The 23248-nt window shown below is 41.9% G+C and carries 22 protein-coding genes; 14 read left to right on the top strand and 8 right to left on the bottom strand.

Annotated elements, in window-relative coordinates; translation table 11 throughout:
• Positions 1-62: 62 nt before the first annotated feature.
• A complete protein-coding gene (ctaD, locus tag PseudUWO311_RS19540; protein WP_142656897.1) occupies positions 63-1733 on the bottom strand; it encodes a cytochrome c oxidase subunit I in 1671 nt (556 codons plus the stop codon).
• Positions 1734-1789: 56 nt separating this feature from the next.
• On the bottom strand, positions 1790-2764 hold the full coding sequence (locus PseudUWO311_RS19535) for a cytochrome c oxidase subunit II (RefSeq protein ID WP_142656896.1): 975 nt from the start codon (positions 2762-2764) through the stop codon (positions 1790-1792).
• A gap of 416 nt (positions 2765-3180) precedes the next feature.
• Here PseudUWO311_RS19535 and PseudUWO311_RS19530 point away from each other — a divergent pair, with 416 nt between their 5' ends.
• Positions 3181-3990: a DUF928 domain-containing protein gene (locus tag PseudUWO311_RS19530; protein ID WP_190303576.1), complete on the top strand. Its 810-nt coding sequence runs from the start codon at positions 3181-3183 to the stop codon at positions 3988-3990.
• A gap of 79 nt (positions 3991-4069) precedes the next feature.
• Here PseudUWO311_RS19530 and PseudUWO311_RS19525 read toward each other — a convergent pair whose 3' ends face one another.
• Positions 4070-4312 (bottom strand): hypothetical protein, encoded by a 243-nt coding sequence (locus PseudUWO311_RS19525; protein ID WP_142656894.1) that lies wholly within the window; start codon positions 4310-4312, stop codon positions 4070-4072.
• A gap of 276 nt (positions 4313-4588) precedes the next feature.
• On the opposite strand from PseudUWO311_RS19525, the gene PseudUWO311_RS19520 reads away from it, so the two are divergent.
• Together PseudUWO311_RS19520 and PseudUWO311_RS19515 are read left to right on the top strand one after the other, a co-directional pair.
• Positions 4589-5530, top strand: a complete 942-nt coding sequence (locus PseudUWO311_RS19520) for an NACHT domain-containing protein (RefSeq protein ID WP_142656893.1) — start codon at positions 4589-4591, stop codon at positions 5528-5530.
• Positions 5531-5563: 33 nt separating this feature from the next.
• A complete protein-coding gene (locus PseudUWO311_RS19515; protein ID WP_142656892.1) occupies positions 5564-6907 on the top strand; it encodes an NACHT domain-containing protein in 1344 nt (447 codons plus the stop codon).
• A 191-nt stretch (positions 6908-7098) separates the two neighbouring features.
• On the opposite strand, the gene PseudUWO311_RS24150 is transcribed toward PseudUWO311_RS19515, so the two are convergent.
• Together PseudUWO311_RS24150 and PseudUWO311_RS19510 are read right to left on the bottom strand one after the other, a co-directional pair.
• Entirely contained in the window at positions 7099-7269 is a 171-nt protein-coding gene (locus tag PseudUWO311_RS24150) for a hypothetical protein (RefSeq protein WP_190303575.1), read from the bottom strand.
• 112 nt (positions 7270-7381) lie between these two features.
• Positions 7382-7759: a hypothetical protein gene (locus PseudUWO311_RS19510; RefSeq protein ID WP_190303574.1), complete on the bottom strand. Its 378-nt coding sequence runs from the start codon at positions 7757-7759 to the stop codon at positions 7382-7384.
• Between the two features lie 301 nt (positions 7760-8060).
• On the opposite strand from PseudUWO311_RS19510, the gene PseudUWO311_RS19505 reads away from it, so the two are divergent.
• The 7 genes from PseudUWO311_RS19505 to PseudUWO311_RS19475 all read left to right on the top strand — a co-directional run bounded on the left by PseudUWO311_RS19505 (position 8061) and on the right by PseudUWO311_RS19475 (position 14893).
• Positions 8061-8825 (top strand): SIMPL domain-containing protein, encoded by a 765-nt coding sequence (locus tag PseudUWO311_RS19505; protein ID WP_142656890.1) that lies wholly within the window; start codon positions 8061-8063, stop codon positions 8823-8825.
• A gap of 160 nt (positions 8826-8985) precedes the next feature.
• Positions 8986-9486, top strand: a complete 501-nt coding sequence (locus tag PseudUWO311_RS19500) for a hypothetical protein (protein ID WP_142656889.1) — start codon at positions 8986-8988, stop codon at positions 9484-9486.
• A 31-nt stretch (positions 9487-9517) separates the two neighbouring features.
• Complete coding sequence (locus PseudUWO311_RS19495; RefSeq protein WP_142656888.1) at positions 9518-11362, top strand: ABC transporter ATP-binding protein; 1845 nt, start codon at positions 9518-9520, stop codon at positions 11360-11362.
• Positions 11363-11584: 222 nt separating this feature from the next.
• The gene (locus PseudUWO311_RS19490) at positions 11585-12067 is read left to right on the top strand and encodes a hypothetical protein (protein WP_142656887.1); all 483 of its coding nucleotides are present in this window, start codon (positions 11585-11587) and stop codon (positions 12065-12067) included.
• A 92-nt stretch (positions 12068-12159) separates the two neighbouring features.
• Positions 12160-12828, top strand: coding sequence for an ATP-binding protein (locus tag PseudUWO311_RS19485; protein WP_142656886.1), 669 nt, complete (start codon positions 12160-12162; stop codon positions 12826-12828).
• A gap of 148 nt (positions 12829-12976) precedes the next feature.
• On the top strand, positions 12977-13210 hold the full coding sequence (locus tag PseudUWO311_RS19480) for a DUF1830 domain-containing protein (protein WP_142656885.1): 234 nt from the start codon (positions 12977-12979) through the stop codon (positions 13208-13210).
• A gap of 141 nt (positions 13211-13351) precedes the next feature.
• Complete coding sequence (locus PseudUWO311_RS19475; protein ID WP_142656884.1) at positions 13352-14893, top strand: phosphomannomutase/phosphoglucomutase; 1542 nt, start codon at positions 13352-13354, stop codon at positions 14891-14893.
• A 459-nt stretch (positions 14894-15352) separates the two neighbouring features.
• On the opposite strand, the gene PseudUWO311_RS19470 is transcribed toward PseudUWO311_RS19475, so the two are convergent.
• Complete coding sequence (locus PseudUWO311_RS19470; protein ID WP_142656883.1) at positions 15353-15748, bottom strand: hypothetical protein; 396 nt, start codon at positions 15746-15748, stop codon at positions 15353-15355.
• A 518-nt stretch (positions 15749-16266) separates the two neighbouring features.
• Between PseudUWO311_RS19470 and PseudUWO311_RS19465 the strand changes: the two genes are divergently transcribed.
• The 3 genes from PseudUWO311_RS19465 to PseudUWO311_RS19455 all read left to right on the top strand — a co-directional run bounded on the left by PseudUWO311_RS19465 (position 16267) and on the right by PseudUWO311_RS19455 (position 20170).
• Positions 16267-18168: an SPFH domain-containing protein gene (locus PseudUWO311_RS19465; RefSeq protein ID WP_142656901.1), complete on the top strand. Its 1902-nt coding sequence runs from the start codon at positions 16267-16269 to the stop codon at positions 18166-18168.
• A gap of 258 nt (positions 18169-18426) precedes the next feature.
• Positions 18427-19344: an NAD(+) kinase gene (locus PseudUWO311_RS19460; protein ID WP_142656882.1), complete on the top strand. Its 918-nt coding sequence runs from the start codon at positions 18427-18429 to the stop codon at positions 19342-19344.
• A 64-nt stretch (positions 19345-19408) separates the two neighbouring features.
• Positions 19409-20170 carry a pentapeptide repeat-containing protein gene (locus tag PseudUWO311_RS19455; RefSeq protein WP_142656881.1) on the top strand — a complete coding sequence of 254 codons (762 nt, stop codon included), beginning with the start codon at positions 19409-19411 and terminating at the stop codon, positions 20168-20170.
• Between the two features lie 193 nt (positions 20171-20363).
• Here PseudUWO311_RS19455 and pdhA read toward each other — a convergent pair whose 3' ends face one another.
• Entirely contained in the window at positions 20364-21392 is a 1029-nt protein-coding gene (gene pdhA / locus PseudUWO311_RS19450) for a pyruvate dehydrogenase (acetyl-transferring) E1 component subunit alpha (protein WP_142656880.1), read from the bottom strand.
• 168 nt (positions 21393-21560) lie between these two features.
• Here pdhA and PseudUWO311_RS19445 point away from each other — a divergent pair, with 168 nt between their 5' ends.
• Positions 21561-21758, top strand: a complete 198-nt coding sequence (locus PseudUWO311_RS19445) for a hypothetical protein (protein ID WP_142656879.1) — start codon at positions 21561-21563, stop codon at positions 21756-21758.
• Positions 21759-21796: 38 nt separating this feature from the next.
• On the opposite strand, the gene PseudUWO311_RS19440 is transcribed toward PseudUWO311_RS19445, so the two are convergent.
• Entirely contained in the window at positions 21797-23005 is a 1209-nt protein-coding gene (locus PseudUWO311_RS19440; RefSeq protein WP_142656878.1) for a GAF domain-containing protein, read from the bottom strand.
• Positions 23006-23248 lie beyond the last annotated feature (243 nt).

The raw sequence follows: 23248 nt of genomic DNA, 5'->3' as shown, positions 1-23248 counted from the left end.
GGTTAGGGTGGGGTAAATTTTAAATGAGAAATCACCTAAGCCCATTGTTTACAGAGTTTGATTTAAGTTGCAGCTTGTGAAGCAGCGATCGCCGCTTCTTTGCGAGCTTCTTTATATTCTTCGCCGTAGTCATAGGGACCAGATAATAAGACAGGTTCACCGCCCCAGTTATGGGGAATTGGCGGCGAAGAGGTTGTCCATTCCATAGTCAGAGCGTTCCATGGATTGTCAGGAGCTTGTTCGCCCTTAAACCAACTGTAGACAGCATTTATCACAAAAGGAACTGTGGAAATCGCCAGAATAAATGCTCCAATCGTGCAGATCACATTAATCGGTGCAAATTGAGGATCGTACTGGGCGACTCGGCGAGGCATTCCTTGCAATCCAAGAATATGCATGGGACCAAAGGTTAGATGCATTCCGATGAAGGTCAAGACAAAGTGAACCTTGCCCCAAAACTCGTTCAACATGCGACCAGTCATTTTAGGAAACCAATGATATAGTCCCGCATAAATACCAAATACACTGCCGCCAAAAAGAACGTAGTGGAAGTGAGCTACCACGAAATAAGTATCGTGAACGTGAATGTCAAGAGGAGCTGAACCAAGTAGCACACCGCTCAATCCACCAATTAAGAATGTGGAGATGAACCCCATTGCAAATAGTAAAGGACTTTCTAAGCGCAACTTGCCACCCCAAAGCGTAGCCACCCAACTAAATACCTTAATCCCAGTCGGGACTGACACAAGCAATGTGACCACCATAAAGAATACGCGCAACCAGTCAGGTGTACCGCTGGTAAACATATGGTGCGCCCAGACAAATAAGCCCAAAAAGCAAATCATCATGCTGGAATAGGCGATCGCCTTATAACCAAAAATTGGCTTGCGGCTGTGTGGAGGAAGGACTTCAGAGATGATCCCAAATACGGGTAAAATCATCACATAAACAGCGGGATGTGAATAGAACCAGAATAAGTGTTGGTAAACAACTGGATCGCCGCCGCCAGTCGGGTTAAAAAAGTTTGTCCCAATCAATAGGTCAAAACCTAGTAAAACCATAGCTCCTGCTAATACAGGCGTAGCTAATAAGGCAAGCAATGAAGTTGCCATCATCGCCCAGCAGAATAGGGGCATACTAAACAGATCCATTCCAGGCATCCGCATTGACCAGATCGTGACAATAAAATTCACGGCTGCCAAAATCGAAGAAGTTCCCACTAAAAGAATGCTGCCGATCCAAATCACCTGTCCAACATGTTCATTTGTCAAAATGCTTAGAGGTGGATAGGCAGTCCAACCAGTTGAAGCAGGTCCAAAGAAGAAGCTACTCATCAACAGCATCCCCGCAGGAATAGTCATCCAAAATGCGATCGCATTCAAACGAGGAAATGCCATGTCCCGCGCTCCGATCATCAATGGGATCAGATAGTTGCCAAAGCCTCCAGTTACAGCAGGTACGATCCATAAAAAGATCATGACTGTGCCATGCATGGTGAAGAGACTATTGTAAAAAGCGGGATCGACTAAATCAGAGTCTGGAGTGGCGAGTTCAGCACGAACTATTGATGCAAGTAGTCCACCCACTAGATAAAAAACAAACGAAGTAACGAGATACTGAATCCCGATGATTTTATGATCGACGCTAAAGGTGAAAAATTCCCACCAAAGAGTTTTTTGGGGTTCAGCTCCCATCGCGCCCGAACTTTGGGTTGGTATGAGTGTCTGGGTCATAGGGTAATTGGTAATTCGTAATTGGTAATTCGTAATTCGTAATTCGTATTCAGCCTTTAATGACTCATATGCATCATGTGCATATCTCCACCAGCTTGAGCGACTTTGCCAGCGAGATATTCTTGCTCAGACATCTGGGTTACAGAGGCTGGACGAGTTGCCACGATCGCATCGGGATCGTTACTAGCAATTTCTTGCTGCTCTTTCAACCATTTTGAATAGTCTTCAGGAGTGTCAATTACCATCGTGGTGCGCATACCTCCATGATAAGAACCACATAGCTCGGCACAGACTACTGGATATTCACCGACGACGCGAGGGGTAAATTCTAGATAGGTTTCGCGACCAGGAATAACGTCCTGTTTGATACGTAATTGGGGAACCCAAAAGGCATGAAGGACATCAACGGCATTCATGTTTAGGCGAATTTTTTTGCCAACAGGAACATGCAATTCAGCAGTAGCAATTTCGTCAGTGTAGTTAAAAATCCAAGCAAATTGCATGGCGCTAACATTGATCGCCAAAACATCATCGCTACCAGCAGGAAGAGTACCTGCCATTAATACTCCGTCGCTATTTGAAGAAGCGAGGGTTGCTTTTGACATAGGCATACCACCTCTGTCGGCTTTGGCTACTGTCTGGTGCATCCCTCCATGTGCCATACCGCTAAGATCTTGATTGCCTTGCATGGCGGTATAGACATCAAAGCTATAAATCGCTACCCACATCACGATAACTGTAGGGATCGCTGTCCATACGATCTCAAGACTTAAGTTTTCATGAACGGATGGGCCATCGGTATCGTCACCTTTGCGGCGACGAAATTTGATGATCGAGTAAATTAATACGCCTTCAACTACGAGGAAAAATCCGAAGGCGATCCCTAAGATCGTGTTGAAAAGTCCGTCATACAAGACTGCTTCGTCACCTGCGGCAACTGGAAGTAAGCCATTATTGCGCCCATACCAAATGCTAGCTGCAAAAATCAGCCCAATGATGACGACTACTGAAATTAAGTTGTTTTTTCTCATGATTAGGTTGCCCTATCTTGCTGCTCCTATAAAGTGCATTTGGATCAAGTGGAGCTTACTGGTAGCTCATTTTCTAAATAAGGACAGATTGACATATTGTCTATACTTGCATCGATTTACGGAATGCGGGGCATTTGTTTGTAATCTTTTAGCAATTTCTTTGGGATCACTCTTAAATAGAGCCCCTAACTGTGTCTGTAAATACATTCACCCTAGCCTAATTGACAGAGTTACAGCGCAAAGCGCCAAAACTTCTGTCAATGGGTTTTGATTATTATCTTCAGCCTTGATTATGGCAAAACAATCAACTAATGAGGTTGACATGCAGCAATTTGCTTATTTGTCGTTTGTTGCTCAGCGCCTATACTTTTAGCTATGGCGCGAGATCGTCGGGATTTGAGCTAGCAGTAAAAATCATGCGACTACTAATCGATATTCTGGATTTAGCTTGGCGAAGAAAGATAACAAGGTTTTCGGGTACATTATTTAGCTTGCTTTTTCTGTCGGTGATTTATGGCAATGTCTTGGCTGCGATCGCTAAGCCCAAACACACCCGATATGGATTAGGAATTGATCAGAAATTTATAGGGGGAGTTCCACATTCCATACCTAATTATTGCATCTCCATAATTGCTCCCGATGATGGAGGACGCACTAGTTCTGAACGACCTAATTTGTATGCTTATGTCTACAAGTATCAGAATCTGAGAACATCTTCCAAATCAAATTTAGGTATTGATTTCAGAATAAAAGAAAGTCAATCTTTTAGCCGCAGTGTTTTTAGAGGACAAGAGACAATCGCAGAAGTGGGGTTGTATAAGATGATCTTGCCTGTTGCTAATCCTGCACTTCTCAATGGCAAAATCCAACGTTGGTCAATGGCTGTAATTGATGAATGGGGCGAGATATATCCTGCATATGCGTATATTCAGCGAGAGTCAAATCTAGATTTGGAGCGAGAAGTTAAGGGTGAGAATATGCTGTTAGGAAAGGCGCGTATCTATGCCAAATACTTCTATTGGTATGATGCGTTTGATGCCTACAATCAATGGTTAGAGGTAAATCCCACGGATCAGATTGCGCGACGCGAACGGGCAAAATTGTTACAAGAGAGTCGCCGCAGTCAATGCATTAATTATCGCTACATCTCATCTGCAAAATTGTTGGAACTAATCGATGCGAAATCTGCTAAGCCGATCGCATTTACGCAAAAGAAACAAATGTAAGGGCAGTTCATGAACTGCCCTTACATTTGTTTGATGTTTTCTATTATTTCTCAATTAGCTATTGCTGAACAAGTCGCTGTTACTTTTTCCTTGAGGAAGGGCGATCGACTATCACTCTCACCAACACTGCGAAGGCGAGGATTATGCTAACTGTTGGGTTGCTGACGATCGCAGGAATGGTGTTGGATGCGTCAATGGGTGTTGATGTTGGTGTGGACTCGATCGCAGTTTGTTTGTTGTTTGTTGGTGCGTTATTTGTTTGGGGGACTTGTGCGATCGCTTGAGTTGTGACTTGCTTTTGAACTTGATTTGGGACTGACATAATTTTTTGCTCCGAATTAAACTATGCAATCACTATGAAATATGGCTGCTTGACTGACTGTGCGTGATTTGCGTGACTTGCGTGTTTTTACGGCTAGAGATTAAGATCTCCGACTTTTTTGGTGCTATCAAAGGGAATCTACAAGGTCATAGAAAAAGTCGGAGATCTGCGCTGTTAAAGTTTGCCTTTGCTTGCGGTAATCTTGGTTTTCGCAACTAAATTTTTGCGTGACTTGAAAAAATGCCAAAATAGTTTTTAACCAGGTGAGGGTTACAAATGAGCAGATCGCTAAGGGCTTCTGAGCAGGGTATTAAGCAGATTAAAGCGGCAATGAAGCAAGGCAGTTTTACGCAAAAGTCACTTGCTGAGGCTTTGGGAATTTCGAGATCGGTGATTACGGTTTTGTTTCGGGGAGAGGCGATCGCTAGAGATAATTTTGAGGAGTTGTGCAAATTCCTAGAACTGGACTGGCGCGATATACGGGGTGAGGATGTTGTTAGTGATGATCTAGATCTGCTAGTCAAAGATGTGAAGCAAAAAATCGCGGCGAATGTGACGGAACGCTGTGGGACGATGCGGGTGTTGGATATGACGCAACCTGTCGATCTGGATCGAATTTATACCTCTGTGAATATCATCAAGGATGTAACTGGGCGGCGGCGGATTGGCTATGACGAGGTGATAGAGGTATGCACCCGTGAGCACTTTGATCGCTTTTTAGTCGGGACAATCCAAGAACGAGTGACTGGGCTTAAAGCGGTTGATGAAATTCAGAAGTTAGTGGTGTTGGGTAAACCGGGGGCAGGAAAAACTACATTTATGAAATATTTGGCGATGTCTTGTCTTGAGAATAAGTTTCATGGGGAACTTGTGCCGATCTTTGTGACGCTGAAGGCTTATGCGGAGGAGAGGGGACAGCCATCGCTAGAAAATTATATTTTGGCGGAATTTGCCAAGCGCAAGGTGTCGCAGGATGTAGCGAAACAGTTGCTAGATAACGGTAAAGCGTTGATCTTGCTGGATGGTTTGGATGAGGTGAAGAAGGAGGATGATCGCCGTGTTAAGCAGGACATTGATCGCTTTTCAAGGGATTGGCTAAAAAATCGCTTTGCAATTACCTGTCGGATTGCGGCGCGAGAATATCTATTTGAGAATTTTACGGAAGTTGAAGTTGCGGATTTTGATGATGGGCAGATTGAAACCTTTGTGAATAATTAGTTTCGGGAGAGGGATGAGTCAAAGTCGGAACGGTTGCTAGAGAGATTAAAGGGTAATCAACCTGTTAAGGAATTAGCAAAAAGTCCTTTGTTACTGACGCTGTTGTGTCTGGTATTTGGAGAGCGTAACGACTTCCCGCCGAAGCGATCGGAACTTTATAAGGAAGGTTTAGAAGTATTGATGAAAAAGTGGGATGCGAAGCGCAATATCGAACGGGAGATAATTTATAAGCATCTTTCGCCTCAAAATAAGGAAGATATGCTGGGACAGATTGCCTTTAATACCTTTGTGAATGGTGAATATTTCTTTCGGCAAGAGGATTTGCAACGTCAGATTAAGGACTATATCTGCAATCTCCCTGAAGCTTCCGCCGATCCTGATGCGTTACGGCTGGATAGTGAGGTGGTGCTAAAAGCGATCGAGCATCATCATGGGTTGTTAGTGGAGAGGGCAAGAAATATTTATTCTTTTTCCCATTTGACTTTTCAGGAATATTTTGCGGCGCGAGAAATTGATAGGGAAAGAAATTTTGAAAGATTGATAGAGAATATTTCTAATCCTAGATGGAAGGAGGTTTTTTATCTGACTGCGGAAATGTTGCGGCGATCGAATGATTTTTTGCAATTAATGAAGGATCATATTGATGGAATGTTTGCAAATGATGAGAAGTTGCAAGCATTTCTAGAATGGGTAGATCAAAAGACAAATTCTGTGAATTCTATCTATAAGACTAGATCTGTTAGAGCTTTTTACTCTTATGTATCTTTACATCAACTTAATCCCGATGTCATGAGAGACTTACTCGATTTTGACCTTATCAAAGGTCTTGATCTTACAGATGAGTTTGACACAGAAACACGGGGCGGTTACCGAAAGAGAGACCTAAGCTATCCCCTCAACATTCCACAAAAGGTATTTGATAACTCTCTCTTCCTCGACCGATATATCAGCCACGCTCTTAATCGTGCTATGAATCTGAAGTATAAAGAACTTGATCCCACTTCTTATATGCTAAGTTATTACCCAACCACGAACATTGAAAGTGCACTCTCCAATGCTATCGACTTAGCTATCGGCAAAGATAAACTAATCCAACTGTTACAAGTACTAAAAGAGCCGTTGTCTAATCCATATCGATGGACTTTTAAGTCATGGTGGACAGTAAATGGACACTATTGGATTGAAGAATTAAGGCAGGTAAGTGTTGATCACCTCAATATTGGTCACGATTGGCAATTTACCGATGAGCAAGTGGAACTTCTCAAACAATATTACTCAGCCAATCTCCTCCTTGTCGAGTGCATGAACCGCAGCTACGTCAGCAAACAAGTCCGCGAAGAAATAGAATTAACGATGCTGTTGCCAAGTAAAAAGTAAAAAGGCAAAAGGAAAAGTAAAGCCCCAGATCTCCGACTTTTTTTGTGAATTCGTAGATCCTTTTTGATAGCGCCCAAAAAGTCGGAGATCTTTGGACATCTGCATTAACCGATATAACCGATATTTCGTAGGGGTTAAGCATTTGCGCCACAATTTTTAAAGCGATCGCAGAGACATCATTCCGCAAATGCTTAACCCTCTTCGCCTTCACCGATCGCTTGTCCCTGCGTTGCGAGATTTAGGGCAAAGCATTCCCTAATGAAGGGAATTGATAAAATCATAAATCTCGGCGGGAATGCTTTGCCCCTACGAAATTTTGGAATTTTGACGATATTTCTCAGTGGACAAATTGCGATCGCCATCGCTTTTGCCAAGGGAAAGAGAAAAAGTATAGAAATAGATTCTTTTTGACTCTTGCTTCATAAATTAGATAATGGAAGCCATTACCCAGTTTTTTTCTTTTTCCTTTTTCCTTTACAAAGCTTGTTCCTTGATCCACAGTCGCATTTCAGTATCTGTGTCAGCATAGACAGATTGCCCAGTAATGGGATTGTATCCATACCACCACTGATTGCCAGCGCGATCGCAAATTTGCTTAACTCTAATTTCGGCTTTCGAGAATAGCAAATTCCGCAGTCCTTGCCATAGCGACGTTGCTGGTGTCTCTACTTGATTGGAGGCGATCGCGCTTCTTTCTAGCTCTAGCATCACCAGAAGTTCAGTGTTGTGGCTGGCGCGGGCAACCTCAAACCGACGTTCCAGTGAAGCCCACATACTAGCAAGATGTTTCTTGTAACTATCAGAAACTGTTGAACCGCCAAAGAATAAGGCAGAATCTGTAACTTTGTTCATAACATTATTCATGATTTTAATTGCACGCTTTCATGCTCATAGATGTTTTCAATCGGGTTACATTAAATAGTATATATTGATACAAAACTAGCTTGTGTGTATTTCTCTCTATTACAAGTTATAAAAACATTAAGAATAAAAATTCTTGCTAAAAAGATAAAGTCATCCAAAGATAGCTGAACAAAATCAACCCAGTTTTTCCTTTTTCCTTTTTCCCTTTTCCTTGAATTACGTTTTATTACAAGCCGTAACTAAGCAACAAGCCTTAGCGTCAAGCAGTATAACAATTCCCAACAAAGCTATGCTGTCAGACCCTAACGCCTCAACACCAAAACCAGCATCTCCATTTCCTCAACTATTCAGTGGAATGCTTGCCCTGTCGATCGCACTTGTCGGTAGTGCCTTTCTCGCTGGCAATGCTCTGCGATCGCTAAGGTCAAATGACATTTTGACCGTGATTGGTTCATCAACTCGTCCTATTCGTGCAGATTTTGTGATTTGGCGTAGCTCTGTATCTAGCCAACAGACGACATTGCCACTTGCTTACCAAGAACTCAAACGCTACAACGATCGAGTGCGAGCCTATCTCAAGAGCAAAAATGTTCCTGATGATGCGATCGTCGTTAGTGCGATCGAAACTCAGCCAATTCCTGAGACCAATAGTAATGGAGTCCAAACTGGTAGAAACATTGCTTATCGATTGATCCAACGCTTTGAGATTCGCTCTAAGGATGTCGATGGCATTAGTGCGATCGCACGTTCAAGCACAGACTTGATTAATGAGGGTATTCCCTTTACATCGGAGCCTGCGGAATATCTCTATACGCAGCTTAGTCAGTTGCGAGTGGAAATGATTTCGGAAGCGACTAAAGATGCAAAGGCTAGAGGCGATGCGATCGTCAATGTTTCAGGCAGTCGCCTCGGCACAATTCGCAAGGCTGAAACCGATGTCTTTCAGATTACGGCGCGATATTCCACTGAGGTCAGCAACAGTGGCTCTTACAACACAACTTCGATTGATAAAGACATTCGAGCGGTGGTAGCGATTACTTTTGCTGTTGAATAAGGGATAATTTACCCCACCCTAGCCCTCCCCTTGCAAATGGGAGGGAACAAGATTTCTGGTCTTCCCCTTTGCAAGGGGGAATTAAAGGGGGTAATTCATTTGTTCTACAATGTTAGTGAGACGCTTAGCGCCACTGCTAAACATTGTCAAAGTGTAAATAATGAGTTATTCCAGTTCGCGATCGCCATCGTCCTCCTGTCCTGTCTGTATGCGTGGCACGATCACCCCCATGCCGATGATGGAAACTTTGGCTTGTGATTTTTGCAATCATATTTTTATCCTTGAGCAAAGCGCCGATCAACGTCAGCAATTTTTGAAGATGGCAGATACAATCTCTTTACTGCGATGGGCATGGACAGGAAAGCGCTGGGAAAATGCAAATGCAGTGCAGGTTTATAACAGCCGTTGGCTAAGCTTTTTGGGGATTTTATTAGTATTAGTACCAACTGCGATCGCATCTATAGCTGTTTATCTTTTTCCAACTGAGCCAGATGTTCCTCTCGCGTGGTTTCCTAAGTTTTGGGCGATCGCCACTTTTTTTGGTCATTTGATTGTGCTGCTATCCATCACCCGTGACTATACTGAGTTTCCGATCAGGGCTTATTGGCAATCAATTAAGCGATCGCTAGCAGGGAATTTTATGGGTAAGGGCAATTCATGAATTGCCCTTACCCATGGCATAAAATGGCTATATGACAAAAAAGAAAAAAAGTGAACAAAAGGGACAGAGATCTCTTAAAAAGACTTTGCGTAAGTCTTTGACAATATTTCGCTATGGGCTCAAGGCTTTAGGTCTAGTGTGGACGACTAGCCGTCGATTAACCCTAGCGATCGCAATTTTTACCCTTGTGAGTGGACTGTTACCTGCGGCGATCGCCTATGTTGGCAAATTGATCGTCGATAGCGTTGTGTTGGCGGCGCGGAGTGGATTGTTAAGCGATCGCAATTTAGCGCTCAGTTACGTGGGATTTGAAGCAATCTTGATCGTGATTTTGGCGGCAGTTCAAAAAGGACTCACCGTATCTCAATCATTGCTGCGTGTGCTGCTTGGGCAGAATGTGAATGTCTTGATTTTAGAAAAAGCGCTTACCCTCGATCTGGCTCATTTTGAGGATTCAGAATTTTACGACAAGATGTCTCAGGCAAGGGCGCAGGCTTCTAGTCGTCCGCTATCCTTAATCAGTCGGATCTTCGGTTTAGGGCAGTCAGCATTAACTCTATTGACCTTTAGCGGATTGTTATTAAACTTTTCCATTTGGGCAGTGATTGTTTTGGTCTTAGCGGCGATTCCTTCTTTTATTGCGGAAACTAGATTCTCAGAACATGCTTTTAGACTATTTCGATGGCGATCGCCTGAAACCCGTCAGCAACATTATCTAGAGACTTTACTAGCGCGAGAAGACTATGCCAAGGAAGTACAGCTTTATCAATTAGGCGGAATGCTATTGCAGCGTTATCGTGATGTCTTTGATCGCCTTTATGTGGAAGATCGCAATCTCACAATTCAAAAAGGATTTTGGGGCTATCTGCTGGGATTGCTGAGTACGGGCGCATTTTATGGGGCTTATGCATGGATTGTGATGGAAGCGATCGCAGGCAGAATTAGCCTCGGAGAAATGACAATGTATCTAGTCGTGTTCCGCCAAGGTCAGTCTACTTTCGCATCAGCATTAACTTCCATTGGCGGTATGTATGAGGACAATCTCTATCTCGCTAATCTCTACGAATTTTTAGAACAGCCAGTTCCCCAATCTCACGGCAAGATTACTAAAGGAATTGGGTCAGCAGGAATTCAATTTGAGAATGTGTCTTTTTGCTATCCTGAGAGCCAAGAGCCAGTTTTAAAGGATATTTCACTGCATCTCAAACATGGCGAAAAACTCGCGATCGTGGGCGAGAATGGCTCTGGCAAGACTACATTAATTAAATTATTAACGCGATTATATACGCCTAGTAGTGGCAGGATTTTATTAGATGGAGTTGATTTGAATGATTGGGATATTGATACGTTACGCAAAAGAATTGGTGTGATTTTTCAGAACTTCGTGCAGTATCAATTTACCGTAGGCGAGAATGTTGGTGTCGGTGATGTGGAACGCATCAATGACGATCAAGAATGGGAAATTGCGACTGAAAAAGGCATGGCTAAACCTTTTATTAACAATATGCCACAAAAATTTGGGACGCAGTTGGGCAAATGGTTTAAGGGTGGTCAAGAGTTGTCAGGCGGACAATGGCAAAAGATTGCGCTTTCGAGAGCATTTATGCGATCGCAAGCCGACATTCTTGTTCTCGATGAACCCACGGCGGCAATGGATGCTGAAGCAGAGATGAATATTTTCAATCATTTCCGTTCTCTCACCAAAGACCAGATGGTCGTTTTAATTTCCCATCGGTTTTCGACTGTGCGCATGGCGGACAAAATCATCGTGATGGCAGATGGTCGAATTATCGAGCAAGGTAGTCACGAGCAGTTATTGGCAGCAGATGGACGCTATGCCCATCTTTTTTCTCTGCAAGCAGCAGGTTACAAATAATAAGTTTTATTACTAAATCAATCAAGTCAATCATTACAGCAAATTAAATCAATCATTGCAATGATTGGATAATTACAGGGCTTTACACCAAATCAAAATCCAAATAATATCTAAGTAAGATATTGCTTGTTCCCTTTTTGAATATAAAAAAAGCTGTATGTAACGAGTGAGATTGACGCAAATCGCTTGATTTTACTCTCATTATTTTTTGAGAGTGTAGAAATGACTATAACAAATGAGAGAAATACTCATAATCCAGATTTCATCAAGTATGCGGCCAGTATTGATGGCTTGGGACTAGCAAATAGTAATGCGATCGCACCAGCAATTCATGAAGAAACTGATAATGATCAAGCTGAGACAGAAAGCATATGCACTGTTATAGCTATATTTCCTTCAAGACACGAAGCTAACGATGCAGTACTAGAAATGCAGAAACAAGGTTTGAGTTCACCTCAGATTGTCATCATTTCTACCCAATATCAAGAACATCAAAACTCAATGCATTGGGAATATATTGCTTCAGATAATGGCTTACCATCAGTGCTGACAGGACTGGGAATTAATGTACTGGACATCTTACAATTTTTAGAAGCTGTTAATGATGGCAAGTTTTTAGTAATAGGACTAGTCAACGATCGCGATGCTAGTCAGGCTCAGTATATTCTCAAGAATATCGGACGTAAAGTGATCGCTGTTTATTAATTTATTACGATGGTTTTAAATTTATCAAAGGTAAATTCAAAACTCAAAATCAAGTTTATATCTAAATACAAAAAAGAATTTGGATGAAAACAATGAATAATCTAAATGAAGGATCGATAGTTTTTTCTGAGTACATCAATACAATTTCAAACCAGAATACTTGTACAAAATATCAAGGAAAATCTCTAAATTATTTTGTACCTGAATCAATCAAGGTCAAGGAAGTAAATACTACATTTATGATTGACGAGGTGATATCTGATAGCATCTTGAGGCTGTCTAGAATTGAAGTTCCTAGAGGGATTCAGATTTTATTTGAGATGAATCATGATTCCATTGTGTATGCACGTCGAGATATGATCTGCTGCATGGTTAGGAATCTCATTATTAATATCGTAAAATTTAGTTCTGATGAGGAGAAGATAAAAATTTCTTCTGAGATTGTTCAGGATAAAGTTAGAGTATCTATCTCTATCTCTGGCGGAAGTACTAACAAAAATGATTTTTATCAGCTATTTCAAGATTATGAGAATATAGTTAATTTCAACAAAGTTGACGAGATAATTGCAAGGATTGAGTTGTTATTGTGTCGCCAATTTGCAGAAGCAAATAATACTGATCTATCAGTTATATATCGAGAAGAAAAACAAGATCTCTTGTTTACATTTTCTCTGTCAAAAGGCATTGCGCGTATACATGATAATAAAGTTAAATCGAATATTACAGCTAACACATCAATACATTGGCATAGCAGCTTTTAAGGAGCTATGCACAATTAAATATAAAACCTCAAAACATTTACCGCCCGCGTAGCGGGCGGTAAATGTTTTGATTTTGTTTTTTTAATTATGCCAAAATACTTAGAAGTTTTTACAAGAGAAAGACTCTTTTTCAACCTATTTGAAAGACATGCAAAATTCTGATTTACATAAATCTAATAAAAAGCCATATTGCTACATTAACCAAACTAAACGGATTCAAATTATTCGATTACAGATAGAGTTAGATGAATGTATTGAGAGAGCAGTTTTTCCAGAAGAGGATTTTTGTTTTGAGGCTCCATCTGATGCTTATTTAGAGATTAGTACTTACGCGATCGCGACCGCCGTTTTAAGCGATCGCATTCCTTGCCGACAACTTTAAAGATATAAAACCCAAATAGAGAAAGGCGGCGCGAAGCGCCGCCTTTCTCTATTTGGGTCTAGTTACACTTTCGGGAATTGGTATAAGTTGATAGACTGTAAGCATCCGCATAGCACGCGACTGCTTAAAAGTAAGATGACAATGCAAGATTTTAATTGGAAAAAGCTCCAGAATGGCTCCGATATTCGTGGCGTAGCGATCGCAGGAGTACCTGACGAATTAGTAAACCTAACTCCTGAAGTTGTTAACATCTTAGGCAAAGCCTTCTCTAGCTGGCTATCTCAGAAATTAGATAAACCAACATCAGAGCTATTAATCTCCATCGGGCGCGATAGTCGGCTCTCTGGCCCAGCATTAACGCAAGCCGCGATCGCAGGAATTAATACATTAGGTAGTCAAGTTTATGACTTTGCGATCGCCTCTACGCCTGCAATGTTTATGAGCACGATTACTGATGGCTTTAACTGCGATGGCGCAATTATGCTTACAGCCAGTCATTTACCCTTTAACCGCAATGGTTTAAAGTTTTTTACGGCGCAAGGTGGTCTAGAAAAAAAAGATATTACAGATATCCTCACGCTTGCAGAAAAGAATGAATTTGTACTTTCATCTGCTCAAGGCAAAATCACCGAACATGATTTTATTTCCGTTTATGCGCATCAGTTTGTCACTAAAATCCGTGAATCTGTCAATCATCCTGAACACTATGAGCAGCCTTTAAAAGGGTTGAAAATCATCGTTGATGCTGGCAATGGTGCTGGTGGATTTTATGCCGATAAGGTTTTACAGCCTTTGGGCGCAGATATTACGGGTAGTCAGTTTCTTGAACCCGATGGCAATTTCCCCAATCATGTTCCCAATCCTGAAGACAAGGTTGCAATGGCTTCTATTTGTGAAGCTGTTATCAAACATCAAGCGGATTTTGGGATTATATTTGATACCGATGTCGATCGCAGTGCGGCTGTCGATCAATTTGGTAAGGAGCTTAATCGTAATCGCTTGATTGCCATAATTTCCGCGATCGTTTTACAAGAGCATCCTCAATCAACAATTGTTACAGATTCCATTACTTCCGATGGCTTAACCAAGTTTATAGAGCAAGATTTGCAGGGTGTGCATCATCGTTTTAAGCGTGGTTATAAAAATGTAATTAATGAGTCTATCCGCTTAAACCAGTCTGGACAAGAATCTTGGCTTGCGATCGAGACTTCAGGACATGGCGCAATGAAGGAAAATTATTTCCTTGATGATGGTGCATATTTAGTCAGTAAGCTGTTAATTGAACTAGCCAAGTCGAAACTGGCGGGTAAATCTCTCACTGATTTGATTGTCAATTTGCAAGAGCCAGTTGAGAGTGAAGAATTTCGAATCAAGATGGGAGTGGAGGATTTTAAAGCATTAGGCGATCGCGTAATTACTGATTTAAAGGCTTTTGCGCTCTCGCAATCGGACTGGAAAGTTGTTCCTAATAATTATGAAGGTATCCGAGTTTCCTGTACTTCCCCAGATGAAAATGGTTGGTTTTTATTGCGACTTTCTCTTCACGACCCTGTAATGCCTCTAAATGTTGAGTCAAATGTTCAAGGTGGAGTTGCAAAAATCGCCCAAAGATTAACCGCTTTTTTCCATCCCATTGATTCCCTTGACATCTCAACACTTCTAGCAAACCTTATTATTCAGTAACACTAATCCCCAAACAGACAAGGCGCACGCTAAGCGTGCACCTTGTCTGTTTGGGGATTAAGCTTTAGGTACTACTAAATATTTTTTCTTGGCTCTCCCCTAGTAGACGGTCAAGGAACGGAGAAACAGAAGCACATTTGATCACTATAGCTTGTAGTAGTCCACTCGAAGGTCATAATGAAAGAAAAAACAATTGCGAGCGGAATATGGGCTTCTATATATGAATGCTAATATTGTTCTAATTGCTTCAACTTGAGTATCTTGCCTATAATCAAGAAACCGTTCAAGATCCTGATCGATAAATCGACGCAGAATCAGTCGTTGAGCTGATTTAGGGAGAAAGCTTTGTGGAAACATTTAAAGCTCTTTCCAAGACTAATACGCAAGTGAAAATTTATAATGCAACTCCTATTTTGATAACCACACTTGGAGCTAAGTGCATATGCTTAGCTCCAAGTGTTAGAGCCCTTTTTCAAGTTCTGTTTGAATACTTTTCTTTCGCTCCATCCAATCATCTAAATTGGAAACAGCATAGTACGATAAAGTCAAAACACCGAGATGAAAGGTCGGCCAACTACTGCCACTGTCCTCAATTACAATTTTTTTGAGCCCTTCCTTGATGGCTTCTTTGCCGAGGTCATCGATTGTGATCGCTTTCAAAGCATCAATCAGTGGACGAAAATAGACTTTGTAAAATGCATCCTCGTACAATTCAGCGTAGCCCTCTGTTGCGAGCGAGTCCCAATTTACCTCAATGGGTATTTCAAATCCAACTATTGCGTCTATCTCTTGTTTGAGCTTGAGATACCGTCCTTCTGAGAAGGCTTTGATCGCTCTTCGTTCAGCTAATCCCATACAATTTCTCCACAAAGAAATGACCAGATATGATTGCCAATTTATACTGTTGTCCCTAACTAAAGTCAACCCCAACGTATAGGCTAACAGCTCAATGCAGTCATTCTAGCCTTTGATTCTCAACAAATCAATCTTAACACTGAGCACATATACAGTAAAAAAAACTCCAACGCCCCAATTCTTTTGTCAAACGAGGTAGCATCAACAATCAATCGCCTAAAGGTGATCGCTAATACTGTGAGTCGTGATTAATAGAGATCACTACATAAGTCGATTATGCGATCACAATGCTTGGCTAGGATGGAAGTCTCCTTAGAATAACCATCCTTGGGCAATATTGTGATGCTTGTTAATTTTCTTAGTGGATTTTGAGGAATCCCTGACAACTGCGCTAGATTAGCAGCAGTTCTGAAAGAGTGGTTTTACCTGTGAAGAAATTAATTAATATTCAGGATATTGGTCAAAACTTTAGCAAGAAATTTTGGCAGCGATCGCTTGTTTCAGGCGCAGCCATCGCTATGCTTGGTACTGTCTCATTACCTGCTGTCAGTATTAATGAATCGGCGGTCGCCCAGCAAATTTCGCAGAAAGATACAAATCAAACGCGATCGCAACCTGTACAAATGATGCAAGCTGGCGATTTCAACTTTCCATTATGGGTATGGGGAATTGGTGGCGTAGTAGTCGTGTTTATTTTTTTGCCACAGATGGGCTGGATCTTAGGACTAATCGTAGTTGGCGAGCGGGAAGTTGGCATTGTCGTCAAGAAATTCTCACTGAAGGGAGATTTACCTCCTGGGCAATTAGTAGCTCTCAATGGTGAAGCTGGCTATCAAGCGGATACCCTCGCCCCAGGGTGGCACTTTGGCTTTTACCCTTGGCAATATGGCATTCGGAAGGAATCTGTCATTGTGGTTCCTCAGGGTGAAATCGGGTTGATTATTGCTAACGATGGTAAGTCAATTCCACCCGATCGCATTCTGGGTAAAACCGTACCCTGTGATAACTTCCAGAACTCTAGAGAGTTCCTTTTAGCTGGCGGCGAGAAAGGAAGGCAGCTTGGTATTCTGACCGCAGGAACCTATCGAATTAATACGGCGCTATTTACGATCATCACTTCTGCTACTGCCGCCGCAAATGGCATGTCTCCTTCAGAATTAAGACTCTATTCCGTAGCGACTGAAAAAGTTGGTATCGTTACAGCTCTGGATGGAATTCCCATTGAGGCAGGTGCGATCGCAGGTGCGATTATTCCCGAGCATGATAATTTCCAAAATGCACAGCTATTCATTAATGGTGGCGGTCGTCGTGGCTTGCAAGAGCAAGTAATTCTCTCAGGCTCATGGAATATTAATCCTTGGTTTGCCCAAATTGAACAGGTAAAAATGACCGAGATTCCTATCGGCTATGTCGGTGTGGTGATCTCCTTTGTCGGTGGCGCTCAAGATGATGTCAGTGGGGCTTTGTTTACTCATGGGCATTTAGTAAACGTCGGCGATAAAGGTGTCTGGATCGAGCCGCTTTACCCTGGAAAGCATCCATTAAATACACATATTATGAAAGTAGAACTAGTTCCCACTACTAATATTGTGTTGAACTTTAGCGATCGCACTGAAGAACATGGCTATGATTCCAAACTCAGAGCTTTAAATGTGCGCTCTATCGATGGGTTTGCCTTTAATCTAGAAGTAGCCCAAATCATCCATGTCGGCTCTTTGGATGCACCAAGAGTGATTTCACGTGTTGGATCGATGCAAAATCTAGTCGATCATGTATTACGTCCTACCGTCGGTAATTACTTCCGCAACTCAGCACAAGCTTATACAGTCCTAGATTTCTTGATTGCCCGTAGCGATCGCCAAGCTGAAGCCGCAGATTTTATTCGTACAGCAATGCAGGCTTATGACGTGCAGGCGGTCGATACATTATTAGGTCAAATCGAGCCACCTGAAACCTTGATGCAAACCCTCACCGATCGCAAGATTGCGGAAGAACAACGCAAAACATACGAAGTCCAGCGGATTTCCCAAACGCAACGACAAGAACTCGTCCGCGAAACATCTCTTGCGGATATCCAAAGAGATGTGGTCACAGCTGAACAAGGTGTGAGAATTGCTGAACTGCAAGCCAATGCCAAAGTCAAAGAAGCAAGTGGTGAAGCTGAAGCAATCAGAGTCACTGGTGAAGCTAAGGCTGATGCCTATCGTGCTGGGGTCGATGCTCTTGGTGGTAACTCCTATGTTGCCCTGCAACTGATGCAAACCATCGGCGATCGCAATGTGCGGGTTGTGCCAGATGTGGCTGTCAATGGTGGCGATCGCGGTGGCGGGTTGCTCGATGGCGTATTAGGAATGTTGCTTTGGAATCAAAATAAAGAAGCCAAAGAAGCCAAAGCTGATAGTCTGCCGAAGCTTCCGTAATACCAAAGCACAAAATGGCGTAGCCATTTTGTGCTTTTTAAACCCTTACAGGGTTTGGTTTTTAATTCACAGAAGTGTCGTTACACTTTTGTGAATTTGTATAAAATCCATAGAGAAAAAATCAAAACCCAAATAACAGAAAGGCGGCGTGAAGCACCGCCTTTCTGTTATTTGGGTTTTATGTACCAAGCAAAACTTGGATTGCTATATAATTACAAAACTGACAAATTTTTTGAATAGTCTAGGTAGTCATTGAGCGTGCCAAAAGTCGGGATTATATATAACGACGCAAAACCTGTCGCTGAACGTGTTGCGTTGGATATGAAGTTATGGCTAGAAAAGCGTGGCATCCAGACTGTTATGGCGACGGGAACTGGCGGTATTTTGGGCTATGGTAAGCCAGATGCTCCTGTATGTCACACCTTGATTGAAAGCTTAGTACCGTTAGGATTTGATCAAGATGTCATGTTTGCAGTAGCTTTGGGCGGCGATGGTACTGTACTATCCGCTTGCCGTCAAATTGCTCCTCTCGGTTTACCAGTGCTAAACGTGAATACGGGACACATGGGCTTTTTAACTGAAACTTACCTAACTGATTGGGAAGATGCGATCGCCCAAGTTGTCGAAGGTAATTATGTTGTCGAGCAGCGATCGATGATGGCAGTGCGTGTTTATGACAACCAAGGCTTACTCTGGGAAGCACTATCGTTGAACGAAATGGTGCTTCACCGCGAACCATTGACCAGTATGTGTCATTTTGAGGTGCAGATTGGTCGTCATATGCCCGTGGATATTGCGGCAGATGGGGTGATTATTTCCACACCCACAGGCTCGACAGCCTATGCTCTCTCCGCAGGTGGCCCAGTGATCGAACCAGGGATTCCTGTGTTTCAGCTGATTCCGATTTGTGCTCACTCGATGGCTTCACGAGCATTAGTATTTGCCAATACCGAGAAAACAGTCGTTACACCTGCTAATAGTCATCGTTTGGTGTTAGTTGTCGATGGCAATGCTGGTTGCTATGTCTATCCCGACTATCGCGTTGAAGTCGAGCGATCGCAATACCCCGCAAGGTTTATTCGGCTCCAAAAAGGAGAGTTCTTTAAGGTCTTGCGTGAAAAATTAGGCTGGGGACTGCCACATATTTCTAAGCCAACCTTGGGCGAATTGACTTAAAATTCATAAAGGTTATGTAGATGTTTTGCGTCTATATAACCTTTATGAATTTATTACAGGCGCTATGAGTCAAAGCCTCAACTTTGCAAATCAAGATTTGCGCGATCGCTCGTTTAAAGGTAAAAATTTAGTCGGTGCTGATTTTAGCGGCGCAGATATTCGTGGATGTGACTTTTATCGTTCTCAACTTAAATCGGCTAATTTTGCGAATGTACGAACGGGGGCAAGCCAACGTCAAAATGTAATCGCCAGTATGGCAGCGTTTGTAATGGCGCTAATGTTTGCTGGTACAGCAATGATTGCCACAATATTACTGATCTCATTTACGATCGCTTTCATTTTTGGTGCAGCAAGAATTGATCGTGCAACAGTCTATTGGGTAGCGATCATCGCAATCGTGGTATTTTCTGTTTGTTTTGCGATCGCTTTCACAGCTAGCAGCTTTACCTTCACTGGTAGAAAAGGAACTTTCATAGCGACTACCATCTCGTTGATCGTTGCCTTTTTATTTGGTTTCTTTGGTTCAACATTCACAAAAATCTTAGTTGCTGGTGCATTTAATGCGATTATTGGCTTATTAAGGTTTAATAGTTTTACAGCGCTACTAACATTCTTAGCGATCGAGCCATTACAAATTTTTGGAAGTCTTTATTTGTTTCGCCTCACAATTAATACATCACGAACAATGATTGGGACAAGATTTCAGTATGCAAATCTAACTAAAGCCTCTTTTCACAAGGCAAACTTAGTTAATTGTGATTTTTCCCATGCAATTACAAATGATGTGGATTGGGAACAAGCTCAAATATCTCGCTGCAAGCTATAGCTGTTTTGTAAAAACTACAGCGCTTTGCGCTCAAAACCAAACCAATACACTTTTTGAAAGCGTTGCGAAGCAACGCTTTCAAAAAGTGTATTGTGGTTCGTTTGATCGGCAATTGCTGTAAAAAGAGAATGGCGGCGCAAAGCACTGCCATTCTCTTTTATCTAAAAAAAGAGTCGCAAAGCGACTCCTTTTTTTATTCATCTTCGGCAAACTGATAGCGGAATAAATCCTTAGGATCGGGTTCAGGAGAAGTCTCTGCAAAGCGGACACATTCTTCGACCACATCACGAATCTTCTTATCGATCGCCTTCAGTTGAGCTTCTTCCACCAACCCATGCTCCAGAAGACGGCTCGCAAAGATTTTGATTGGATCGCGACCAAACCATTTATCTTTGTCTTCCTTGCTCCGCAACTCATCGGGGTCAGCCAGAGAGTGACCTCTAAAGCGATAGGTCATACATTCTAAAACTGTAGGGCCTTCACCCGCACGACCACGACGGATAGCCTCTTGGGTTCTTTCGCGGACTGCCATGACATCCATCCCATCCACTTCAAACCCAGGAATTCCAAATGCTTCAGCTTTCTTGTGAATCCTGACATCAGAAGTAGCGCGATGATGTTTCATACCGATCGCCCAATCATTATTTTCAATTACAAAAATAATTGGCAACTTCCACAAAGCTGCCATATTCAAAGTTTCAAAGAATTGACCATTGTTGCTAGCCCCATCTCCAAAGAAGCAAGCCGTTACTTGGTCGGCATTAGGATCGCCCATCACTTCGCGACGATATTTTGACTGAAATGCTGCTCCCGATGCGACGGGAATTCCTTCAGCTACAAAGGCATATCCACCCAAAAAGTTATTCTTGGCTGAGAAAATATGCATCGAGCCGCCACGCCCCTTACTACATCCTGTCTCTTTACCAAAAAGTTCTGCCATGACTTCGTTAGCGGTAACACCTGCGCTCAAAGCATGAACATGGTCACGGTAGGTACTGCATACATAGTCATCAGGGCGCATTGCTTTAATTACGCCGCTAGCGACGGCTTCTTGACCGTTATACAAATGCACAAACCCAAACATTTTTCCGCGATAATACATTTCAGCGCACTTATCTTCAAAAGTACGCCCCAGTACCATGTCTTCGTAGACAATTAGGGCTTCGTCTGTGGTGATATTGGGTGCAGAAGTCGAAACAGTCGCAACAGTGTCTTGAGGCATCGATTCAATAGGTGTGCTAATCGTTAAATTTTTCTTTTTTTAGTCTAGCAGTGAATGTCGATAGCGGTACAGAGACAAACCCTATTCATAGAGTTGTGGCTTTACTTTTTTGAGGTTCAATGCGCTGTAAAATTCTATCCATCAAATTCAATTAGAAAATCAACCAAAATGACTACTCATTTTATTACTGCGGAAATTGAGATTAACGAAAATCAAGAAGAGATCGCTAAAAGTGTCGAGCAAGAGTTAGCCAAGCATGGCGAACCATTGCGCTGGGCAATCGCCTCTGTCGATAGCAAAGTTGATGCAGCGACAAATCTCAAAACTCAAACTGCCCATATTGAGGCAGTCGTAACTCGCAATTAACTAGAAGCGACGGCGCAAAGCGCCGTCTCTTCTAGTATTTATGAAAGAGATCGATACATCTTGATAACAGTATCTCTGATACTTCGGGTTAAATTTTCTGATTGTAAATCTAGCAATATTTGCCGAAATTCTTGTTGAGATGCCGTTAATTCTTGAACTTGTTGCTGAAGTAAAGCAATTTCATCTAGCTTTTGTTGCATACTTTCTACCAGTTCGCCAACCCTTTGTTGCAAATAATCAACTTTTGTCTGTGTTTGATCTGAGGTTATCCCTTGAGCACAACTTTCTAGCACATCTTCGATGGTTATGGATTCCAAATCAACACCATAGGCTTCTTGTGGAGCATTTATTTGTGAAAAGTCACGAGGATAAGAACTAGATTGATATTGGATTTTTTGATCTAGTTTTTGCATAGCAATATTGATGGCTTGATTAATAGAAGTTTCACTATTTTTGATAAGACTTCTATCCAGAATCTCATTTGTATCCCCATCAAATAAAATGAAGTCTTTGGATACCGCAATCTCATCTAGCATTGGATGAGTTTCAGCTGATTTAGCTTCTAGTTCTTTAGATAGTTCCACTCTTTTGACGAAAAATTCTTCTTGATCATGGAATTCTTCCAAAGACTGATTATCCCCAGATGGAATTTTCTCAGGTGACGATTGACTTGCAAGTAACGATTGTGAGGGTGTGAGCGATCGCAAACTTAATTCCCAAGACTGTAAACATTGACCTAAAACTTGTGATAACTCATACAAGAAATATGCTTCTTGAGGTTGCCATTGTCTTGTACGATCGCATTGTTGGACAAATGATAATCCCCAGATTTTGTCAAATTCCGTCAAGGAATTGAATAAAATCGGAGCTGACATCATTGCTTTAACCTGAGTCTTTTGCCAACATTGATGTAGTTTTTTTAGCTCAGATATTTGATTAATATCTGACAGTTCGACAGTGCGATTACGGCTATATATTTGCAAAGAATCCACTCCAAAACAAGAGATTGGATATATTTGGTTTTTAATATTCTGGGTATTAGGCGAAATTGCCTCTACTAAGATAATTCCCTCATTTTGATTGGTCAATTGATAAATTGCGACTCGGCTAACTGTTAAACGCTCGCCAAGGCTAGTTAAAAAAATTTTTAATAACTCTTCAGGACTATTGCTGGAAAACATTGCTGTAACAATTGATCCACTCTCTATCTTGTCACTAGGGTCAAAAAATGTGGAAGCCCCATTCATAAGTTGTAAAGTATCAGCGATCTACATAATGCCTCTATTTTAAGATTTTCTGTACCTGTAAAATTTAAAATTCGATTTCATAAGTACATCGTTTTCATAAAAACCAAAACCCAAAGAAGCTGATTCGCCCGCTTCGCGGGCGAATCAGCTTCTTTGGGTTTTATATTTAATTGCGCCTACTTAATATGAATTACTGACATAATTTAAGTCTATTAGTCACTGATTGTTTTGCGAAATTGGTCT

It is taken from the genome of Pseudanabaena sp. UWO311 (assembly GCF_006937785.1).
GTDB lineage: Bacteria > Cyanobacteriota > Cyanobacteriia > Pseudanabaenales > Pseudanabaenaceae > Pseudanabaena.
This window is presented reverse-complemented; position numbering and strand designations above follow the sequence as displayed.

Excerpts from the sequence above, each read along its gene's own strand:
- ctaD (WP_142656897.1), bottom strand. The coding sequence starts at position 1,733 with ATGACCCAGACACTCATACCAACCCAAAGTTCGGGCGCGATGGGAGCT.
- PseudUWO311_RS19535 (WP_142656896.1), bottom strand. The coding sequence starts at position 2,764 with ATGAGAAAAAACAACTTAATTTCAGTAGTCGTCATCATTGGGCTGATT.
- PseudUWO311_RS19530 (WP_190303576.1), top strand. The coding sequence starts at position 3,181 with ATGCGACTACTAATCGATATTCTGGATTTAGCTTGGCGAAGAAAGATA.
- PseudUWO311_RS19525 (WP_142656894.1), bottom strand. The coding sequence starts at position 4,312 with ATGTCAGTCCCAAATCAAGTTCAAAAGCAAGTCACAACTCAAGCGATC.
- PseudUWO311_RS19520 (WP_142656893.1), top strand. The coding sequence starts at position 4,589 with ATGAGCAGATCGCTAAGGGCTTCTGAGCAGGGTATTAAGCAGATTAAA.
- PseudUWO311_RS24150 (WP_190303575.1), bottom strand. The coding sequence starts at position 7,269 with ATGGCGATCGCAATTTGTCCACTGAGAAATATCGTCAAAATTCCAAAA.
- PseudUWO311_RS19510 (WP_190303574.1), bottom strand. The coding sequence starts at position 7,759 with ATGAACAAAGTTACAGATTCTGCCTTATTCTTTGGCGGTTCAACAGTT.
- PseudUWO311_RS19505 (WP_142656890.1), top strand. The coding sequence starts at position 8,061 with ATGCTGTCAGACCCTAACGCCTCAACACCAAAACCAGCATCTCCATTT.
- PseudUWO311_RS19500 (WP_142656889.1), top strand. The coding sequence starts at position 8,986 with ATGAGTTATTCCAGTTCGCGATCGCCATCGTCCTCCTGTCCTGTCTGT.
- PseudUWO311_RS19495 (WP_142656888.1), top strand. The coding sequence starts at position 9,518 with ATGACAAAAAAGAAAAAAAGTGAACAAAAGGGACAGAGATCTCTTAAA.
- PseudUWO311_RS19490 (WP_142656887.1), top strand. The coding sequence starts at position 11,585 with ATGACTATAACAAATGAGAGAAATACTCATAATCCAGATTTCATCAAG.
- PseudUWO311_RS19485 (WP_142656886.1), top strand. The coding sequence starts at position 12,160 with ATGAATAATCTAAATGAAGGATCGATAGTTTTTTCTGAGTACATCAAT.
- PseudUWO311_RS19480 (WP_142656885.1), top strand. The coding sequence starts at position 12,977 with ATGCAAAATTCTGATTTACATAAATCTAATAAAAAGCCATATTGCTAC.
- PseudUWO311_RS19475 (WP_142656884.1), top strand. The coding sequence starts at position 13,352 with ATGCAAGATTTTAATTGGAAAAAGCTCCAGAATGGCTCCGATATTCGT.
- PseudUWO311_RS19470 (WP_142656883.1), bottom strand. The coding sequence starts at position 15,748 with ATGGGATTAGCTGAACGAAGAGCGATCAAAGCCTTCTCAGAAGGACGG.
- PseudUWO311_RS19465 (WP_142656901.1), top strand. The coding sequence starts at position 16,267 with ATGCTTGGTACTGTCTCATTACCTGCTGTCAGTATTAATGAATCGGCG.
- PseudUWO311_RS19455 (WP_142656881.1), top strand. The coding sequence starts at position 19,409 with ATGAGTCAAAGCCTCAACTTTGCAAATCAAGATTTGCGCGATCGCTCG.
- pdhA (WP_142656880.1), bottom strand. The coding sequence starts at position 21,392 with ATGCCTCAAGACACTGTTGCGACTGTTTCGACTTCTGCACCCAATATC.
- PseudUWO311_RS19445 (WP_142656879.1), top strand. The coding sequence starts at position 21,561 with ATGACTACTCATTTTATTACTGCGGAAATTGAGATTAACGAAAATCAA.
- PseudUWO311_RS19440 (WP_142656878.1), bottom strand. The coding sequence starts at position 23,005 with ATGAATGGGGCTTCCACATTTTTTGACCCTAGTGACAAGATAGAGAGT.